Source organism: Listeria grayi DSM 20601, from assembly GCF_000148995.1.
In the GTDB taxonomy this organism is placed as follows: Bacteria; Bacillota; Bacilli; order Lactobacillales; family Listeriaceae; genus Listeria; species Listeria grayi.
Genome location: NZ_GL538352.1, coordinates 1257912 through 1275637, shown reverse-complemented (window position 1 = coordinate 1275637; position 17726 = coordinate 1257912). Strand labels below are relative to the sequence as shown.

18 protein-coding genes are annotated in these 17726 nt (G+C 40.1%); 12 read left to right on the top strand and 6 right to left on the bottom strand.

The annotated features are described in order from the left end of the window. Positions 1 to 10 precede the first annotated feature (10 nt). Positions 11 to 232, top strand: coding sequence for a hypothetical protein (locus tag HMPREF0556_RS06400; protein ID WP_139028058.1), 222 nt, complete (start codon positions 11 to 13; stop codon positions 230 to 232). A 3-nt stretch (positions 233 to 235) separates the two neighbouring features. On the opposite strand, the gene HMPREF0556_RS06395 is transcribed toward HMPREF0556_RS06400, so the two are convergent. Both HMPREF0556_RS06395 and HMPREF0556_RS06390 read right to left on the bottom strand, forming a co-directional pair. Beyond that, complete coding sequence (locus HMPREF0556_RS06395) at positions 236 to 751, bottom strand: hypothetical protein (protein WP_139028056.1); 516 nt, start codon at positions 749 to 751, stop codon at positions 236 to 238. A 93-nt stretch (positions 752 to 844) separates the two neighbouring features. Next, positions 845 to 1699: a MurR/RpiR family transcriptional regulator gene (locus HMPREF0556_RS06390; RefSeq protein WP_003756683.1), complete on the bottom strand. Its 855-nt coding sequence runs from the start codon at positions 1697 to 1699 to the stop codon at positions 845 to 847. A gap of 173 nt (positions 1700 to 1872) precedes the next feature. On the opposite strand from HMPREF0556_RS06390, the gene HMPREF0556_RS06385 reads away from it, so the two are divergent. The 5 genes from HMPREF0556_RS06385 (at position 1873) to HMPREF0556_RS06365 (ending at position 6092) form a co-directional block, all read left to right on the top strand. Continuing rightward, positions 1873 to 2889, top strand: a complete 1017-nt coding sequence (locus tag HMPREF0556_RS06385; protein ID WP_003756681.1) for an oxidoreductase — start codon at positions 1873 to 1875, stop codon at positions 2887 to 2889. A gap of 2 nt (positions 2890 to 2891) precedes the next feature. Next, positions 2892 to 3890 (top strand): Gfo/Idh/MocA family protein, encoded by a 999-nt coding sequence (locus tag HMPREF0556_RS06380; RefSeq protein ID WP_003756679.1) that lies wholly within the window; start codon positions 2892 to 2894, stop codon positions 3888 to 3890. A gap of 49 nt (positions 3891 to 3939) precedes the next feature. Then, on the top strand, positions 3940 to 4824 hold the full coding sequence (locus tag HMPREF0556_RS06375) for a hypothetical protein (RefSeq protein ID WP_003756677.1): 885 nt from the start codon (positions 3940 to 3942) through the stop codon (positions 4822 to 4824). 303 nt (positions 4825 to 5127) lie between these two features. Then, complete coding sequence (locus HMPREF0556_RS06370; protein ID WP_003756675.1) at positions 5128 to 5784, top strand: Crp/Fnr family transcriptional regulator; 657 nt, start codon at positions 5128 to 5130, stop codon at positions 5782 to 5784. Between the two features lie 14 nt (positions 5785 to 5798). Then, the gene (locus tag HMPREF0556_RS06365) at positions 5799 to 6092 is read left to right on the top strand and encodes a hypothetical protein (protein ID WP_003756674.1); all 294 of its coding nucleotides are present in this window, start codon (positions 5799 to 5801) and stop codon (positions 6090 to 6092) included. Between the two features lie 28 nt (positions 6093 to 6120). On the opposite strand, the gene HMPREF0556_RS06360 is transcribed toward HMPREF0556_RS06365, so the two are convergent. Together HMPREF0556_RS06360 and HMPREF0556_RS06355 are read right to left on the bottom strand one after the other, a co-directional pair. Beyond that, positions 6121 to 6585, bottom strand: coding sequence for an ImmA/IrrE family metallo-endopeptidase (locus tag HMPREF0556_RS06360; RefSeq protein WP_003756672.1), 465 nt, complete (start codon positions 6583 to 6585; stop codon positions 6121 to 6123). 6 nt (positions 6586 to 6591) lie between these two features. Continuing rightward, a complete protein-coding gene (locus HMPREF0556_RS06355; RefSeq protein WP_003756670.1) occupies positions 6592 to 6927 on the bottom strand; it encodes a helix-turn-helix transcriptional regulator in 336 nt (111 codons plus the stop codon). A 142-nt stretch (positions 6928 to 7069) separates the two neighbouring features. On the opposite strand from HMPREF0556_RS06355, the gene HMPREF0556_RS06350 reads away from it, so the two are divergent. Next, a complete protein-coding gene (locus HMPREF0556_RS06350) occupies positions 7070 to 7321 on the top strand; it encodes a holin (protein ID WP_003756668.1) in 252 nt (83 codons plus the stop codon). Positions 7322 to 7356: 35 nt separating this feature from the next. Here HMPREF0556_RS06350 and HMPREF0556_RS06345 read toward each other — a convergent pair whose 3' ends face one another. Continuing rightward, positions 7357 to 9333, bottom strand: a complete 1977-nt coding sequence (locus tag HMPREF0556_RS06345) for a MucBP domain-containing protein (protein WP_003756665.1) — start codon at positions 9331 to 9333, stop codon at positions 7357 to 7359. 251 nt (positions 9334 to 9584) lie between these two features. Here HMPREF0556_RS06345 and HMPREF0556_RS06340 point away from each other — a divergent pair, with 251 nt between their 5' ends. Next, complete coding sequence (locus tag HMPREF0556_RS06340; RefSeq protein WP_003756663.1) at positions 9585 to 10565, top strand: matrixin family metalloprotease; 981 nt, start codon at positions 9585 to 9587, stop codon at positions 10563 to 10565. Positions 10566 to 10612: 47 nt separating this feature from the next. On the opposite strand, the gene HMPREF0556_RS06335 is transcribed toward HMPREF0556_RS06340, so the two are convergent. After that, a complete protein-coding gene (locus tag HMPREF0556_RS06335; protein ID WP_003756661.1) occupies positions 10613 to 11149 on the bottom strand; it encodes a TetR/AcrR family transcriptional regulator in 537 nt (178 codons plus the stop codon). Positions 11150 to 11435: 286 nt separating this feature from the next. Here HMPREF0556_RS06335 and HMPREF0556_RS06330 point away from each other — a divergent pair, with 286 nt between their 5' ends. The 4 genes from HMPREF0556_RS06330 to HMPREF0556_RS06315 all read left to right on the top strand — a co-directional run bounded on the left by HMPREF0556_RS06330 (position 11436) and on the right by HMPREF0556_RS06315 (position 17723). After that, positions 11436 to 12137: a cyclic nucleotide-binding domain-containing protein gene (locus HMPREF0556_RS06330; protein WP_040486528.1), complete on the top strand. Its 702-nt coding sequence runs from the start codon at positions 11436 to 11438 to the stop codon at positions 12135 to 12137. A 74-nt stretch (positions 12138 to 12211) separates the two neighbouring features. Further along, on the top strand, positions 12212 to 13684 hold the full coding sequence (locus HMPREF0556_RS06325) for a MucBP domain-containing protein (protein WP_003756656.1): 1473 nt from the start codon (positions 12212 to 12214) through the stop codon (positions 13682 to 13684). A gap of 2 nt (positions 13685 to 13686) precedes the next feature. Continuing rightward, positions 13687 to 16074: an Ig-like domain-containing protein gene (locus HMPREF0556_RS06320; protein WP_040486527.1), complete on the top strand. Its 2388-nt coding sequence runs from the start codon at positions 13687 to 13689 to the stop codon at positions 16072 to 16074. Positions 16075 to 16139: 65 nt separating this feature from the next. Then, on the top strand, positions 16140 to 17723 hold the full coding sequence (locus HMPREF0556_RS06315; protein ID WP_040486526.1) for an Ig-like domain-containing protein: 1584 nt from the start codon (positions 16140 to 16142) through the stop codon (positions 17721 to 17723). Positions 17724 to 17726: the final 3 nt, after the last annotated feature.

The following is a 17726-nucleotide window of genomic DNA, read 5'->3' as shown; positions in this document are numbered from 1 at the left end:
GATGGGTAAAGTGGTTCGGATTTTTCGTTATTTATTAAGTATTATCTTTATTTGGGTGTTATTCCACATTTTTGGAGCAATTTCATATAGTCTATTTCCGAATGTTGAAAGGAACTGGGATATTTTACTAGGCATCTTTTATTGTGGTGTTATTTTTTTCGGAGGAATCATTATTGGCAATTGGATCGTTTCGACCATTGAAAAAGAAACCCGCCGTAAAATGCGGGAATAAAAGCTATTTATCTGGTAGATTAGTATACAAATGTTCAGCGTCATCTGCGAATAGACAGGTCTGCATAAAATAGTCAACTTGTCGGCCATGTATTTGTAAAGTAATGGCTAGTTCTTTCCATTTGTATGTATTTGGTTCGGCTTGGATGGCAAGTGCTAATGCTGTTAATGAACGAGTGTTCAGCTTTTCGCGAATTTCCGAAGCATGGAAATAATAACAACGGTACGTATCTACTTGTACATATTCTGTATGCTCGCTGAAATAGAGCTGCATGATATAAATGCTGTCTGATGTTTTATAAAACGTATATAGCCAGCTGTTTATTTCGATGATCTCAAGTGCTTTAGTATATACGAGCGGCTTGGGTCGATAATAGACAGAGGGCTCTTTTTTTTGTGGCCGCAAAGATACAGTGAGGAATAGGAACACAAGCAGCAAAAAGCAGGCAGCCAACAGTTCACCGCTTCTTATGGATAGATCGATAATTGCTAGTAATTGAAGCAGGATAAGTAGCAACATACCAAGAGACACAATACTTATGAACCACGAAAAGATCTTTTTCTTAGGGAGCATCAGCTTCTCCTTTCAAGCTATTATTTCTCGGGAAATAAATCAAGCATTATTATCACTTAAAAATTGCTGATTTAGGGTTTGATAGTCCTTGTTTTTCTCGTAATCGATTTGATAGAGCGTCGAGAAAATAACATTCAGAATATAATCGAAGGCTATTTGTGAAGCGAAGGTGGCGATCTTTAGTTCTGATTTATCTTCTAAGTTCGGCACGGCAATACAAATATCCGCAATTTTACTAAGTTTGCTTGTGATATGAGAAGTAAGCAAAATAATCGGCACGCCACGAGATTTTAACCATTCTGCAGCTGTGATGTCATGCGGCGACTTAGCATCGTAACTAATAAACAGAGCACAATCTTCGCTTGTGATATTTGCTGTGTGGACGGCCCATTCTGAACGGTCTGTAGCCAAGATGGCATATTGGTTGATTTTCCAAAGCTTGTTTTGAAAACTTTCTGCGCGAATCTGAGAATCTCCTAGGGCAAACAAAAAAATACGTTTGGCATCGTACAATTGTCGCGTAGCTTGAAAAAGCTTTTGCTCGTCTAGCAAATGGTAGCTCTCGGTGATGGTTTGCTGAGTGAGTTCCATCATTTCACGACTGATTTTAAGAATAGAATCGTCATGCTCAAAAGGGATATTTGGATTGATCTCTGAGAGAACGTGATTTTCTTGCTGATTCGTTTTCAATAATTCGATTTTAAAGGACTTAAATCCATCTAAGCCTAGTTTTCTGGTGAAACGAATAATCGAAGCATGTGACGTATAGGTTTTTCGAGCTAATTCTTGAATGGTCAGTTGCTCCATATTAGCTGTGTTTGCAAGAATGTAGTCAGCGATCACTTTTTCAGTATTGGTAAAATTAGTCATTGTTTTGATTTTTTGCAACAGCATCAAAAGGGCTCCTCTCGAGTGAATATTGAACTTTTTGTGCAGAAAAATATTATTTAAGCCTGTGATTCAGGACTAAATTTCCTAAATAACTATAGATAGAAGGGGAAAATAGCGTTTTTGAGCAAACAAACTTATAATGTATATATAAATAGTATGAAATTGGGGGAACTTTTATGTTAACTATCGGTTATATTGGAAATGGAAAGAGTACGAATCGCTATCATTTGCCTTTCGTTTTAGAACGCGACACAATCAAGGTAAAAACGATCTACCGTCGCAACCCAGATCACGATGCGTGGGATAAGCATGAACATATCCATTATACAACGGATTTGGAAGAAATGCTGATTGATCCGGAAATTCAACTGATTGTTGTTTCGACCACGCAACAGTCACACTATGAGTATGCGAAGAAAGTTTTGGAACACGGCAAACACGTGTTGGTAGAAAAGCCATTTATGATGACATATACGGAAGCAGAAGAGATTTTTGCTTATGCGAAAGCACATGATCTGCTAGTGCAATGTTACCAAAATCGCCGCTTTGATTCCGATTTTCTCACCGTCCAAAAGGTGATCGAAAGCGGGAAACTTGGCGATTTACTAGAAGTGGAGATGCACTACGACTACTTCCGCCCAGAAGTACCGGAATCTACCCATGAATTCAAGTTCTACAATAGTTATTTATACGGTCATGGCTGTCATACGATCGATCAAGTATTGAGCTATTTTGGCAAACCGGACGATATTCATTACGATGTTCGACAATTACTTGGAGAAGGACGTATGAATGATTACTTTGATTTAGATTTTTATTATGACAAATTAAAAGTGTCTGTCAAGTCGAGTTATTTCCGCTTGAAAGCAAGACCAAGTTTTGTTGTGTATGGTAAAAAAGGTTCGTTTGTAAAAGAAACGAAAGATCGTCAAGAGGAACATTTGAAACTATTCTATATGCCCGACAATGCTGATTTTGGAATTGATCTGCCGGAACATTACGGCGTATTGACTTACGTCGATGATAACGGAGTCTATCATGAGGAAAAAGTTGTTTCTGAAAAAGGTGACTATGGTCGCGTGTATGATGGACTATATGAGGCGATTGTGAATGGAAAAGAAAAACAAGTGAAAGATGAAGAAACATTATTACAAATGCGCATTCTCGAAGACGGCGTGAAAGGGTGTAAATAGCCATGAAATTAGGAATCGTTGGATCAGGAATGATCGTCCATGATTTACTTCCAGTCTTTACTTCTATCCCAAAAATCGAGCTGGCGGCAATTTATGGAAGAGCCAAGAGTTTAGAGAAATTGGAAGACTTGAAAACACGGTACAACATTGCAAAGATCCATACTGATTATGAAGTGTTTTTAGCAGATGGATCTATTGATACGGTGTATGTAGCGTTGCCCAATCATTTACATTTTAGTTATGTAAAGCAAGCGTTGGAAGCTGGAAAAAATGTAATTTGTGAGAAACCTTTTACTTCTAATGTTCAAGAGTTAGAAATATTAATTGATTTAGCAAGGGAGAAACAAGCGTTTCTTTTAGAAGCCATCACCAATCAATACATGAAGAACTTTTTAGCGATCAAAGATAAAGTTTCTGAGCTAGGGAACATCAAGATCATTGAAGCAAACTACTCGCAATATTCCTCCCGTTACGATGCATTCAAAGCGGGTAATATCCTGCCTGCTTTCAACCGCGAAATGTCAGGCGGCGCATTGATGGATCTTAATATCTACAACATCCACTTCGTCGTTGGGCTGTTTGGAAAACCGAAAACCGTGCAATATTATGCTAACATCGCTCAAGGAATCGATACTTCTGGGATTTTGATCCTTGATTATGAGTCCTTTAAAGCGGTATGTATTGGATCGAAAGACAGTAAAGCACCTATTTCTGCGAATATCCAAGGCGATGCAGGTACGATCCATGTCAACGGTACGGTAAGCGTCGTTGATTCGTTCGAGTTTTTGCCGAATAAAGGCGAAGAAGTGCATGTGGATGTAAAAGATCATGAACACCGCATGTATGATGAGTTTGTTGCTTTTGAACGCATTCTTTCCGAACAAAATGAAGCAGAGATGCTTGACCGACTGGCACATAGTCTAAATGTCATGGATGTAGTTACGCGTGCGAAAGAATCAGCGAATATCAAATTTGCAGCAGATGAGAATCCGAATTACTAACGACGTTTTGTGAAATTTCTAAAGGGTATCGAATATCGAGGTGATAGATATGAAGAAATGGTTGACAATTTTCCTAACACTCGGTGCGCTCTTGCTAGTCGCTGCCGGTTGCGGCGGAGGAAATTCAAGCGGAAGCAGTTCTACTAGCGATACTTCCAAAGATAAAAAGCAGATGACGGAAAAGAAAGAAGCGACAGATAGCCAAAAGAAATCGAACGATCAAACAGATAAGATGAACAGCAACAACACAGGCAGCACCAAAAGTGACACCAGTACCAACAAGTCTAAAACACTGACACCGAAAGAAGTCATCGCTGCAACGAAAACACAAATCGCAGCGAAGAATATTTATTTGCCAACAACGATCCCGCTTTCTTCTGATAGTAAACATCTAACCGCATTAACAAGCGGTGATCAAGGTAATTATAAGGTTCGATTTTTTGAAAGTGATAAACCGATCCCGATCAATAATGCCAAGCTGAAAGATGGCAAATCAGCTTCGGAAGTTGCTACAGTAGCGAAAAAAACTTATGCGACGAATAATGAAGCGAAACAAGCTGTCGGACATACGGACCCGCAAACGACTGGTAGCAAGCCAGTTGATTTAGGCCATGGCATCAAAGGATATCCAGATGCCGGCGCTGGGAACAAATACTTGAATTGGAATGAAGGCAGATGGTCTTTCGTGGTCCATGCGATCAATGACGGAAAAAGTGACTATGAGCCGTTAGCGAAAGAAGTAGTAGCAAAACTCGAAAAAGAAACGCTCGTGATCCCACATGAAGTCGGAGATATGAAATTGGATTCCGAGAAAAATAATCGCGTAGATGCTAATACAGTCAGCTGGCAAGAAGGAAAAAGCGTTTATACGATTACAAGTAGTGATGCAATAGAAGCTGTAACAATGGCTACGCATTTTGATAAAATAAAATAAAATCAAAAAACCGCAAGTGCTGATCTGAAGATCACAGCTTGCGGTTTTTTTGATTATCAGGAGATATCAAGTTATCAATTGTTAACGCTAAAATGACAGGAAAGTGACGGCTCTTGTTATTTATATCACAAAGTGAATGTTGCTATTACTGCTTTATATTGATTGGTTTTTCACAATTTATGCGATTTTGCTACCATTTGGTAATATTATTTAGGGTAGTTATGTTATCATTTAATTGCTATACTTAGCTCGTGATTTTAATGAAAAACGGCTAAACATTTTTTAGTAAAGGATTGGATCAAAATGCAGAACCGTTATTTTCAAGAATACCTTGAAAGTCAAAAATGGGAAGTAGTTAGAAAAGAGTATCATGAATATCTGACATATAGAGGTTTGTTGGATAGTTATGTCTATGTGCTCAAGGGCGGCGTCATCAAAACGAGTGTGATTTTAAAAGACGGCAGGGAATTCAATCTTGCTTATGTAAGACCTGGGGAAATCATTTCTATTATAAATGACGAAACTTCTAATCGTACTCCGGCTCCGTTCAACATCCGGGTCGAATCAGAAGAGGCGTTTCTCTACCGCGTGAACCGAGTGGAATTTTGGCGCGATGTCAATCGCAACTTAAAACTACAATCCTATGTGAAAAATTACTACCGTGAAAATCAGCAAGCTTATATGTATAAACTGCAAACCATGCTCATGAACGGTAAAAAAGGAGCATTATGCGCAGTTTTGTGCGAACTTGCAGAGCTATTCGGAGTAGCATCCAATGAAAAGATCTTGATCGATTTTCCGATTACTAATGAAGATATTGCCGGCTTTTGCGGAATCAGTTCGCGAAATAGTGTTAATCGAATGATGCGTGAACTAAGGGAAGCTGATATCATTGAAATCAACAACCGTAAGATCGTGATCAAAGATTTAGTATATTTGAAATCACGAGTTGCTGAATAAGGGGTAAGGTGAAAATGAAGAAACTGCTTGTAGTGCTTGGTGTACTCTCATTGCTTCTAGGAGCATGTGGGAAGCAAGATACCTATGGAGGTATCGTCAAAAATGTGAAGCAGGTGGACACTGCTGAGGCTGGTCGAAGTCATTACCGTGTATTCGATCATGGCAGATATGTAGAACGTGTGGATCGCAAAGGAGATATGCAGGCAGTTTTTATCCGCGATGTCGATATTTATAGACAAATGGAGCAGTCTGCGCAATCAAATGTAAAAAGCGTTCTGATGGATATGAAGCCAGATTATCAAAATTGATATATTATAAAAATAAAGCATGCAAAAATCACTTTTTGCATGCTTTATTTTGTTGGACACGTATCGTATTGCCAAATGTAATGCTGTAATCCCGGTGCGAACACTTTGTCCCGAATTTGTTTTTATAGTGATCGACCGTTTTTTTCAGGAATTCTTCGGTAACGCCCAAATGTTCTGCAACCTCGAAATACTCATGAAAGCCAGCATAGTAACAGGCGATGATGTCATCTAACGGAATAAGAAACTCGTAGCTGCGCTTGCGAGCAAACATTTCCTGTTTCCGATGGCTGATGTCTGTCTGCTCGGTAATATTGCCGACAGTATATTTGGCGTGCATTACTTCTTCGATCAGCGTGCTTGTTTTCTCTTGTTCGCTTAGCAGACTGTTGATATAAATAACATTATCCAAAAAGAGTCCAGAAAGTTTTGTCGGTAAACGTTCTTCTCGAATCGTTATTTCTTTGCCATACCGCGCTACAAATTTTTCATACAATTGAACTCACTTCCCGCGATGGAGTCTTTTTTTCATCTCTATATAAGCAAGGATGTCACGCAATTCTTCCTCTGTCACGTCATCATCGATATGAGCTGCTATCGTCAAACCATTTTTATTTGGCGGATCTATTTCTCGAGGCGGAAAAAAATCGTCCATACTTTTGCCGAATAATTGCGCTAATTCGTATAAAACATCTTGGCTGGCTTTGCGGTCGCCATTTTCATAGCGGCTGACTGTTTGACGGCTGGTACGGAGAAGCTGCGCCAGTTTTTCCTGACTGTAACCATTCTCTTCCCGAAAAAATCTGATTTTATTCCCAATATATTTATTCAGTTCCATGATAGTTGCTCCTTATATAGATTGTTAAGGTTAGTATAACATATAAAGCACCAAAATGGAAACTTTTTTATAAAAATAGCACCTATATGTTTACAAAGCACCGAATTGGTGCTAAAATAAATAGTGGAAGGGGGAAGATTTTATGGATTTTGGTAAAGAACTAGTAACGTACCTTACTTTTTTCTCTATTATAACCCCATTAGTAGTAAAGGCTATCCGCCAAACGGGAGTCATCAGAAAAAGATGGTCAAATCTGCTAAGCATTGGTGTAGGGGTATTATTGGGATTATTATCGATCTGGCTTCCCGGTGCCGCAAGTCCGGCTGTAATGGCTTGGGCTGGAGGGTTATCAGGGCTGGGCGGGAACTTTTTATTGCAGTTGTATCAAAAATAGAGCTTGCTGTTTTCGTCAGCAAGCTCTATTTTTGATTAATTTTTTCGACGCTTTTTAAATAGTAAGAAGGCGATAATGATCAAAAGTAAGCCTCCAAAGCTATATAAAACTGTATCTAGCAATTTGTCGCCAGTCGTTGGTAGCTTAGAAACAGATTTGGTAATATCTGATTTTGGATCAATAATCAAATGCCAGCTGGTATGAGTATTTGTTTTTGGTGATGTTTGCTTTTTGTTTGCTGGTTTTTGTTTTTTAGGTACTGTATCCTTTTTGGGATCGTCAGGACCAGACGTAGTTTTTTTGTAGACATAGTGGACGACTTGTGCTGAATCAGAGAAAGTACCTTTTGCATTGTCCGGGGTTTCCGTAAGTTCCCAACCGTTGATCGATTTAGGCTCAGATGTATATTCTTCGCCGATCTTGCCAGTTAGAATAGTATCTTTCGCTAGCTCATTCCCGTCTTTATCGAGATAGCGAACGGTGACTGGCTGTGCAGTTGTTTTTTCATAAACATAGGTAACAGTTTGTGCCGAGTCGGAAAAATTACCTTTTGCATTGTCCGGGGTTTCCGCAAGTTCCCAACCGTCGATCGATTTAGGTTCAGATGTATATTCTTCACCGATCTTGCCAGTTAGAATAGTATCTTTCGCTAGCCCATTCCCGTCTTTATCGAGATAGCGAACGGTGACCGGTTGAGCGTCGGTTTTCTCATAAATATAGCTAACTGTTTGCGCTGAATCAGAGAAAGTGCCCTTTGCATTGTCCGGGGTTTCCGTAAGCTCCCAGCCGTCGATCGATTTCGCTTCAGAGGTATAAGGATCGCCAATTTTCCCGTTAAGCGTCACGCTGTCAGCAATTGGTTCGCCGTCTTTATCCAGGTAACGGACGGTAACATCTTCTCCGGTTGCACGTTCATAAGGTAAAACCAGCTGCCCGGAGAATGTTTTGTTCGGATCGTCGTAGGTTTCATTCCAATAGGAAAGGAAAGTCCCTTCGTCAGAAAGATCTGTCCAGTTGATCGCATTTTCTTCCATGGTTCCGGTACTTTCGTTTTCAGGATAAGGTGCGATCTGGCTTGGGTTATTTGTTAGCCCGCGGATGGGGCTTTTTTGCAGATATTCTGTACCCTTCACAGCGATTTTATCAAGCGAGATCGTTTGGTTACCGCCGTTTAAAGTAGTCAACGGAAGTGACTGGATCGGGGAAATGTCTGCGATGTGGTTTCCATAGATGGTTAAGTTTGTTAAATTGTGTAGGCTTTCTAAAGGTGTCACAACGCTTAGCTGATTGCCGCTTAAACTCAATGTTTGTAGAGTGGTGCGGGTAGCAATTGTGTTTAAAGCGCCGTTTTCAAGTTTATTATAGGAAAGTTCTAATGATTGGAGCTGATTCATGTTTTCCAAGAAAGATACATCGGAAATATCATTTCCCCATAAATAGATCGTGCGTAATTCTGTAGCATTTTTCAAAAAGGAAACATCTTTTAAATTACTGTGCCGCGAGCCGAATTCGGTTAGTTTCGTCAAGGAAAGTATGGGGCTGTAATCAGCGATCGGGTTGGCGTCAAGGTGTAGATTGGTCATATTAGTCAATTTCTCTAAGGGAGTAAGGTCATGGATTTTAGAGTTCATGAGGTACAATATACTCATTTTTGTTAAATTTGTTAAAGCACTAATATCAGAAATATTGCTTTTTGGAATATAGAGGTAGTATAAATTGTCTGCGTATTGTAAGCCTTCTAAAGAAGAAAGGTTCTGATCGCTTTCTGCAAATGCTAAAGCGGTAACTCTTTTCATATCTGCTTTAGTGAGAGTGTTGACATCTGTAATGCCAAGTTTTGCTGCAACTGCTTTTTGAAGGACCTTATCCGGCATCCAAGTATCGATAGACTCTTCCGCAGTTGCCTTTGTTGATGCAGGCTGATCCGTCGTTTGAGCAAAGGTGATGTGGGGTGCTACGGTAATAAATATAATAGTACAAATCAATATCGAGATAAAAATATTTTTTCTCACATTATCCAGCCTCTCTAGTAATAATTATTTCTTTGTAGTTATTGTACTAAATAAAAACCACATTTTGAGGGCGAAAATGGTATTAAATATGGCGATATTGTGACAAAAGTCCTTTTCTTAGGGAGAGAGCGCGACGTCCCGTGACACAAAGTTGTCTTTTTTCAACTCGGATAGTAAGCTAATGCCGCAAAAAAGAAGTGGAAAAGCTTTTATAATGAAATTCAACAAGAAAAGAGGGGCTGGGAAGGTGCATGAAAAAATTGATCAGCGTAACATTAGTAGTTCTTTTTGTTCTGTTGCCAGTTTTTGAGACGGTGCATGCAGAAGCGCAGACACCAATGCTCAATACTAGATACCGAAGCAAAAATGTGACTTACCGTAGTGTGACGAAAATTAAATTTTATAATGAAGTATGGAATAAGGGTGCGCAGGAATGGCGGAAAACAAAAGATATTTCAATCAAGAAGAAGCAGTCAAACAAGAGTAAGTTGACGATAGATGCTAAAACAGAAGCATCAAATTGGCTGGGATTAACTTTTCACACTGTGAATACCAATAATAATTATATCGTTTCCTCGAAGTTATATTTGAACCGCTATCATCATATTAAAAACGCCAAGTTTTATAATAAAAAAATGTATATTGGTGCTGCGATCCATGAATATGGACATGCGATGGGGCTAGCCCATAATACTAAAAACAAAAAGTCTGTCATGTTTCCAAATCCGACCAAAGCGCTCCCTACTAAAGTACCGAATGTAGACAAAAAAGCTATGAAAAAAAGATATGCCAAAGCGCCGAAAAAAGGCGTGCATCCTTTTTCAGAACGAATGCATGCGACTTGGATAAAAGAATATCCAAATTTAAAATCACTACAGAAAGCAAGCCCGATCATAGTGGACGGCTATGTTACTAGCTCGCAGACAGTAAAAGGCAGCATTCCAAAGACGAAGCATACTTTCCAAATAGAGAAGATTCGGCGGGGAGCGAATAAGCTAACTAGTCGCAAAATCTCAATCAAGCAATTAGGAACAAAAAAAGTAGAGCTGGAAGAGAGTATGCTCTTATCGAAAAAACAAAAGGTTCGATTATTTTTAAAACAAGATCCCCAAAACAAAAAGGCATACATACTGATCAATGAAGGAGATTCCATTTTTTTACCGCAGCAGAAGGGCAAGGTTTATAAACAAGTTTCCAGTGGAAAGCTGTATGCTGCTACAAAGTTAAAATAACGCTAAAAAAAAAGCCTGCAAACAATATGTTTGCAGGCTTTTTTGTATTAGTTGAGTGATTGTTGAGAGAGGAATAAGGCAAGTTTTTCAATATTCCCTGTACAACCGTCAGTGATCCATTTTTTAGTTAAGGAGAACAATCCGGCTGCCGAATATTCCCTTACAAATGGACAAAATTCATCCTCTGGATAATGGGTGAATAACAGCTGCTGGGTTTTATTTACGAAGGTTTGAAACTTTTCATGAACAAGGTCGGATAATTCTGTCGTCAAGAACAATGTGATCTGTTCCATATTAGCTTTTATATATTCAAAGTACGCGTAAAAAATCGAATAATGATCGATTACGTTATCTTTGCTTATTTTTTCAAAAAATATCTGGAACAAACGGTCAAGATAAGTTGTAACGATTTCTTCTTTATTAGCATAATTTCGATAAAAGGCCATCCGGGATACACCAGCAATACGAGTGATCTCAGTAACAGATATTTCATGAAATTTTTTTGTAGCCAATAAACGAGTAAAAGCGGTAAAAATACTTTCTTGGGTCAGCTGTCTTTGAGAATCTGCGTATGTCTCTACCATAGATAAAACCTCCCCCGAAAATTATATTTGTTAATTCATATTACTTCTAATGGGCGATAAATACAAGATATTTTTAGAGTTTTTCCCTAAAACCCCTTAACTTTGTGAAAAAAATAAGTGGTAATGCGTTTTATCTGAAAGCGCTCTATAAGATTATGAAGAATAAACTTTTTCAATAATTGGTCAGCAAATGTTACGAAAAATTCACAAAGTCTTCTCCTTAGTTGTAAATTCTCAATTATAAATGTACAGAATTATGCTAATTTTAATTCAAAGAGGTGAAAACATGTATAGAGTTTCCTTAGAAGACAATGTCTCGCACGCTCAAATCGTGGAAGAGTTAGAAAATAATGCGTGTAGCAGTACATTGATAAAGAAAAAGTTTTATGGACGGGACAAAATGATCTTTACAGAAAAAAACAGCTTTTTGCAAGTACTCTATTTGGAAGAAGGGTACATGGGAACATTTGTGAATATGGGAAAGGAGGGACAGCGCGTACTCGATTTTCATAAACAGGGAGATCTGATTGGTTTTGATGAACTGCTTTTGCCGCAGCACAGCAGGAAAAACATTTATCGCTATTCGTTTGACCGCTGCAATGTCAGGATTATCGACGGTGAATTTTTGTTGGATTATCTTTCTATCAGACCAGTGTTTATGGAATATTTAACGAAGCGCATGGCAGAAAGACTCTATCAATTAATGATGAAAGAAGGCGGTAAAGGAAAATACCAAAAAGATAAAGTGATCATTGGACTCTTGGAAGCAGCACACAAACTTGGGGCAAGCGATGAGGGCTATTATCAGTTTCCCAGCAGTATCAATAATACGACATTAGCAAATTATTGCCGGATCGATCCCACATCATTTTCCAAAGTGTGCAAGCATCTTTTTGATGAGAAATTTATTTTGGATAAGAAAAAGATGCTGATCGATCTGGAGGAGATGCAAGAATTTTTAGCATTTTCGAAAGGGCTCTATCTATAGAAGGAAAGGAGGTGAGTGCAGAAAGTCCGTAATTCCAGACACAGAACAATAAGGCAGCAAGGGAGGAAAAGAAGATGAAAAGCAAAAAATACCAATGGGGAGCAGCGATCCTAGTTACTTTTATCGCCGTATTACTATTGTTTCCGGCTGATTCGCTCGCAGCATCAGATGATTTTGATGTCGCAAAGGGCTGGGGTGTAGAGGAGTACACGAGTGATTTAAATATTCCTTTGGACAAGGTATTTATTGAAGACTCTGGTGCGAAAAGAGATATTGGCAACGGGGAAGAGAAAATCAACCGCGCTTTCCTGAACTTTGCGAATATCGGGAACTCAAAGTTTCGAGCAGTAAAAACGCTGCCGCTCAAACACGGAGTGACCTATAAATTCAAATGGCGCTTTGGCATGGTGACAACAGGAAAAGCCACTGCAGCCGTTGATTTTAACGGTAAAACTTTCACATCTAGCAAAGAGCCGTGGGATGTCTATGAATACACGATCACACCGACGGCGGATATGGATTATAAGATCACCATGAGCTTCGTGGCACCAAAAGTAACGAATGTCTTTCTAATGGTAGGCTATGACATTGATCCAGATGGTTCTAAAGGTATCAAGGTCATCAAAAAAGGAAAACCTGTGACTGCACATTATGTCAACGAAGACAATCAAAAAATAGCAGACAGCGAAGTGATCGAGGGTAACGTGGGTGAGGATTATACATGCATGGCGCGAGCAATCCCCAATTACAAACTTAAAGAAGTAGTCGGAAAGGAAAAAGGCAAGATAACAGAAACCGCGCAAATCGTCCGCTATGTTTATGAACCAGTTAAAGAAGAAAAGAAAACGACTGGGAAAGTAACGATCAAGTATGTCGATGAACAAGGCAAACAAGTAGCTGCGGATAAAATTCTAACGGGTAAGATCAATACGGCTTTCCAAGCAGAAATCAAAGCTGTTCCGGGATACATAGCAACACATATCTCAAGCAGCATGGGAATTTTCCAAACAGAGGATCAAATCATAAAAGTAGTGTATAAAGCAGTTAAACCAACGGAAAATAGCAATGTCATCGTCAAATTTTTAGATAAGCAAGGGAAGGAAATTGCTGTTCCAGTCATTCTTACCGGCAAATTAGGAGCAGAGTATAAAGCTCAGCCTAAGGAACTGAAGGGCTACAGAGTAACTGGTATTCCGAAAAATCAAACAGGAATATTTACGAAAGATACGCAATCGGTCATTTATCAGTACGAGAAGGAAAGCAAAAAGGATAATGAAAAAGACCCGAAAAAGCCGGATCCTGATAAACATGAGTCCAATGGGAACGGGCAAAGCGGGAAGAAACCGATAAAGCGCACGGATATTTCCACTAACACTACCGGTGACGCGAAACAGCCTGCAAAAAAACCGGGCAAGCAAGATTCCAGTCATTTATTGCCAAGTACCGGAGATAGCACTTGGGATCTGTTTCTATTTATCGGTTTGGTAGTGATGGGAACCGGATTAATTACATGGAAGAAAAAAATCAGGGATGAAAAAGGAGAATGAAGATGAAAAACGTATATAAAAAAGGCTTAGCTAGCCTAGTAGTTGCTGGCTGTTTGCTGACTTTCAATCATGGGATGGGAGTGGAAGCATCAGCAGCGGAAAAAGCATCGAAGACAATTTCAACACCAGCATTTATGCAAATGGAACTGCCGCAGAAAGCACAGTTGCTGGCAGCAGATGATTATGATATCGCCAAGAATTGGCAGGTGTTGCATTATAAAAGTAAGCTGAACATTCCACTGGATAAGATCTTTTTACAAGATGTCGAATCAAAGAGTCCGACAGAAACATTGAAGCAAGCATATGTAAACTTTGCTAACATCGATGCGATTTTCAAAGCGCAACGAGTTTTCAAATTTAAAAAGAATCATACGTATAACCTGAAATGGTACTACGGTATTCGGACAACTGGGAAAGCAGTAGCGACCGTTGATTTTAACGGAACGAAGAAAACGGTAGCCAATGCGCCGAACGTCCGCAACTTATATGAAGAGAAGATAGTTGCGAAAGAAGATATGGAGTATGTCGTTACAATGGAATTCACAGCGCCGAAAGTAACGAATGTCTTTCTGATGGTTGGACGTGATATCGCGGACAGCGACAATGGCATCGTTGATGTTACAGTCGAAAAACCAACTGTAACACAACCGGAAGCCGGAGATACAGTCTTAAAAGGTAAGGCAGAAAGCGGGAACACGATCCGTGCTTATAATGAAGCCCAAGAAGTGATCGGCGAAGGTAAGGTAGCTGCCGATAATTCCTTTATGGTGGGTATCGATCATAAATTGAAGCATAACGAGAAAGTATTCGTCACACAAACCAACAGCGAAGGGCTAGAAAGTGATCCTACAGAAGTAACAGCAAAAGATACGATCGCACCTGAAGCACCTAAAGCGGAGGATGTTGAATTTACTAAACAAATTGCATCGGGAAGTGCCGAAACAAATGCGAAAATCATCATTCGCGACAAGAACGGTGATATCGTTGGACAAGGTATTGCCAACAATTCTGTTGTCAACGACACAACAAGCACTTTTTCAATAAAATTGGCGAAAGAAATGGCAGTCGACGAAACATTGAATATTGTGGCAGTTGATGAGGCAGGGAATGTCAGCCCGAATACAACAGTAAAAGTGGTGGATAATTCTGTTCCGGAAGCACCTCAAGTGGATGCGATCACCGACCAGGACAGCACTTTGACTGGTAAGGGCTCTAAACCGGGAAGCAAGATCGAAGTGAAAATCGGCGATCAAAAATTTGAAGGAACAGTGGAAAATGATAAAACTTTCTCAATTGACTTGAAACGTCAGTTCCCAGGAGCTACTAAGATCACAGTCGTAGAGATCGATAAGAACCAAAAACGCAGTGAAGAAACGGTAGTGACAGTCAAAGGAACTGTAAAAACAGCCGTTCCGCAAGTGAATACAGTAGGCGACTCTGACAAACAGCTTACGGGTACAGCGGAAGCAAATGCTAATATCCAAGTAACGATCAATGGGGCGGTTTACACAGGAAAAGCAGACGAGAAAGGCAACTTTGTCATCCAGCTAAACCGAACTTATCCAGAGGGAACAGAAGGCAGCGTTATTGCTACAGGAAATTCTGGCATAGAGAGCGATGCAGCAACCTTCACGATAACAGATACTACAGCGCCGGAAGCACCAGCCGTAGCTGTACTGAAAGACGATGAAAGAACATTTACAGGGAAAACGGAAAAAGGTGCTACCGTCCGTGTAACATTTTCTGATAAAGACAAAGTCATTGGTCGTTACGAAACGGTAGCGGACGCAAATGGCGATTTTTCAATCAAGCTAGACAACACCTATAAAGCAGGAACGATTATTGAAACGACCGCGACGGACAAAGCAAATAACACTAGTCCAAGCGTCAAATCCAAAGTGCTGAGCAGCACAGAATTAGAAGTGGAACTATTAGAGATTACGAGCCAAGATGAATCAGCTGACGGACAAACATCACGTCCGAACAGTTATTATCAAGTGAAGATCGGGGATCGTGTCTATGAAGGATATTCCGATGATAACGGCGAATTCACTATTGATTTCAACCGTACGTATGAGGTAGGACTTCCAGTAACAGTCTTTGCGAAAGACGCAGATGACCGCACGGAAGTTGCTCATGCAGTTGTAATGCCGAGACACCCTACTTCCATATCACCACGTAACGGGGACAGCGCTGTTTCCGGTCAACTGGATCCAGGGGCAAAAGTAACGCTTACGGTCAATGGAAATGATAAATATGAAACGACCGCAGATGCAGACGGCAACTTCATTATAAACTTGAATACGCCGCTTGATTTTGGAGATATCGTCAATGTAACTTCTGTTGTTAATAACATTACTTCTAGTGGAATGGATGTTATGGTCTTCTAAAAAAAACATTAAAATGCCACGGCTTGCGAAAGCCGTGACATTTTCTAATGAAAGGGAGTTTGAAAATGAAAAATCATAAAAAATGGTTCCTTCGAATCGTTTTGCTTTTGGTTATAATGACTGCTGTGCATTTTATCGACAAACCACTAAAAGCAGAAGCTGCAGAAGTAACAGCTCGTACCTTTCTGAAAGTGAAGATCGATCCGGTTTATGATACGAGTACATATATCACAGGAAGCGCTGCGGCAAGAAGTACAGTGAGTATTCAAATAGCCGGGCGTGTTTACAAAGTCCGAGCTGATAATGCAGGGAGATATAAATGGTATATCGGCGGTCATCTGCCGGTAAATACATGGATCAAAGTTTCTTGTAATTCGTGTTTCTATTCTTCCAGTTCTTTATATGTACAAAAAGATCCGCGAGCAGTTCCAACACCATACTTAGAACCGGTCACCGAAAGTGATACGACCATAAGCGGGACAGCAAGAGAAGCAGATCGTGTCGAAATCTACATCGACAATGCTGTTTACTGGGGCTATCCGGATAGAGTGACTGGTAAATTTACCGTAGCGCTTAATCGGACATTGCCGGCGGGAACGAAAATAACTGCTCAAAGCAGGCGGGGAAATTACCAAAGCCTAAAAACGACGATCACTGTCAGTGAGGCGCCTGTAAAATTGATAGCACCAACATTGGAAAATATTACGGATAAGGATGTTTCGGTAAAGGGGATCGCGAAAGATGCAGAAATCGTTTATCTGAAAATGGGAACGACATCATATTATGCGTATCCTAATGCCACCACAGGGGCATTTACGATCGAACTGAACAAGGCCTATCCGGCAGGTACAAAGGTAGAAGCATACAGCAAAAAAGGTTCAGCCACAAGTTCGGTCACAACGGCCGTGGTTTTAGAAGGGGCAAAAACGATCACCGCTCCAACGGTTAATACAGTAAGCAGCGAGGATACTATGATCACTGGTACGGCTGATCCAAATGTTAAGCTGATCGCGAAAGTCGGGACAGATGAATATGAGGGTTACAGCGACAATAGCGGAAAATTTTCGTTGCGTTTGGATAAGGCTTATCCAGCAGGGACTTATGTACTGATCTATGCGTCAAAAGATGGTCAGAAAAGCACAGAAGTTATTACCACAGTCGTGCAAGGCGCGTTTCTACTGGGAATCAATATGGTGAAAGACCAAGATGGTTTGATAACTGGCAAAACGATCGCTAATGCGGAAATAAAAGTTCGTATCAATGATCGCGTCTATCAGGGGAATGCAGATAGTGAAGGTTATTTCCAAATCATGATCGCAAAAACATATAAAGCTGGTCAAAACGTCGAGATTACCGCTGTTGATCCAGTTTCCAAGCATGTAGAGCGGAAGTTCATCCAAATCTATCCGGCAAAACCAACGATCAATACGGTTCGCGCTGGGGCAGATAATATTTCCGGTACCGCTAGTCCGCGGGCATATGTGATTGTGAGAGTCGGCGGGAAAGATTATGGGACATTCGCCTCCGCTTCCGGATATTATTTTGTTTCTATCAATCCGAATGATGCCGTTCGGGGAGCGAAGGTAGAAGCCTTCCAAATCAGTCAAAATATTGAAAGTGCGATCGCGGAAGTGGAAATATTGAATTAAGAT

Coding starts and splice junctions, on each gene's coding strand:
- HMPREF0556_RS06370 (WP_003756675.1), top strand. CDS start 5,128: ATGCAGAACCGTTATTTTCAAGAATACCTTGAAAGTCAAAAATGGGAA.
- HMPREF0556_RS06390 (WP_003756683.1), bottom strand. CDS start 1,699: ATGCTGTTGCAAAAAATCAAAACAATGACTAATTTTACCAATACTGAA.
- HMPREF0556_RS06325 (WP_003756656.1), top strand. CDS start 12,212: ATGAAAAGCAAAAAATACCAATGGGGAGCAGCGATCCTAGTTACTTTT.
- HMPREF0556_RS06335 (WP_003756661.1), bottom strand. CDS start 11,149: ATGGTAGAGACATACGCAGATTCTCAAAGACAGCTGACCCAAGAAAGT.
- HMPREF0556_RS06320 (WP_040486527.1), top strand. CDS start 13,687: ATGAAAAACGTATATAAAAAAGGCTTAGCTAGCCTAGTAGTTGCTGGC.
- HMPREF0556_RS06395 (WP_139028056.1), bottom strand. CDS start 751: ATGTTGCTACTTATCCTGCTTCAATTACTAGCAATTATCGATCTATCC.
- HMPREF0556_RS06315 (WP_040486526.1), top strand. CDS start 16,140: ATGAAAAATCATAAAAAATGGTTCCTTCGAATCGTTTTGCTTTTGGTT.
- HMPREF0556_RS06330 (WP_040486528.1), top strand. CDS start 11,436: ATGTATAGAGTTTCCTTAGAAGACAATGTCTCGCACGCTCAAATCGTG.
- HMPREF0556_RS06365 (WP_003756674.1), top strand. CDS start 5,799: ATGAAGAAACTGCTTGTAGTGCTTGGTGTACTCTCATTGCTTCTAGGA.
- HMPREF0556_RS06375 (WP_003756677.1), top strand. CDS start 3,940: ATGAAGAAATGGTTGACAATTTTCCTAACACTCGGTGCGCTCTTGCTA.
- HMPREF0556_RS06350 (WP_003756668.1), top strand. CDS start 7,070: ATGGATTTTGGTAAAGAACTAGTAACGTACCTTACTTTTTTCTCTATT.
- HMPREF0556_RS06385 (WP_003756681.1), top strand. CDS start 1,873: ATGTTAACTATCGGTTATATTGGAAATGGAAAGAGTACGAATCGCTAT.
- HMPREF0556_RS06380 (WP_003756679.1), top strand. CDS start 2,892: ATGAAATTAGGAATCGTTGGATCAGGAATGATCGTCCATGATTTACTT.
- HMPREF0556_RS06340 (WP_003756663.1), top strand. CDS start 9,585: ATGAAAAAATTGATCAGCGTAACATTAGTAGTTCTTTTTGTTCTGTTG.
- HMPREF0556_RS06355 (WP_003756670.1), bottom strand. CDS start 6,927: ATGGAACTGAATAAATATATTGGGAATAAAATCAGATTTTTTCGGGAA.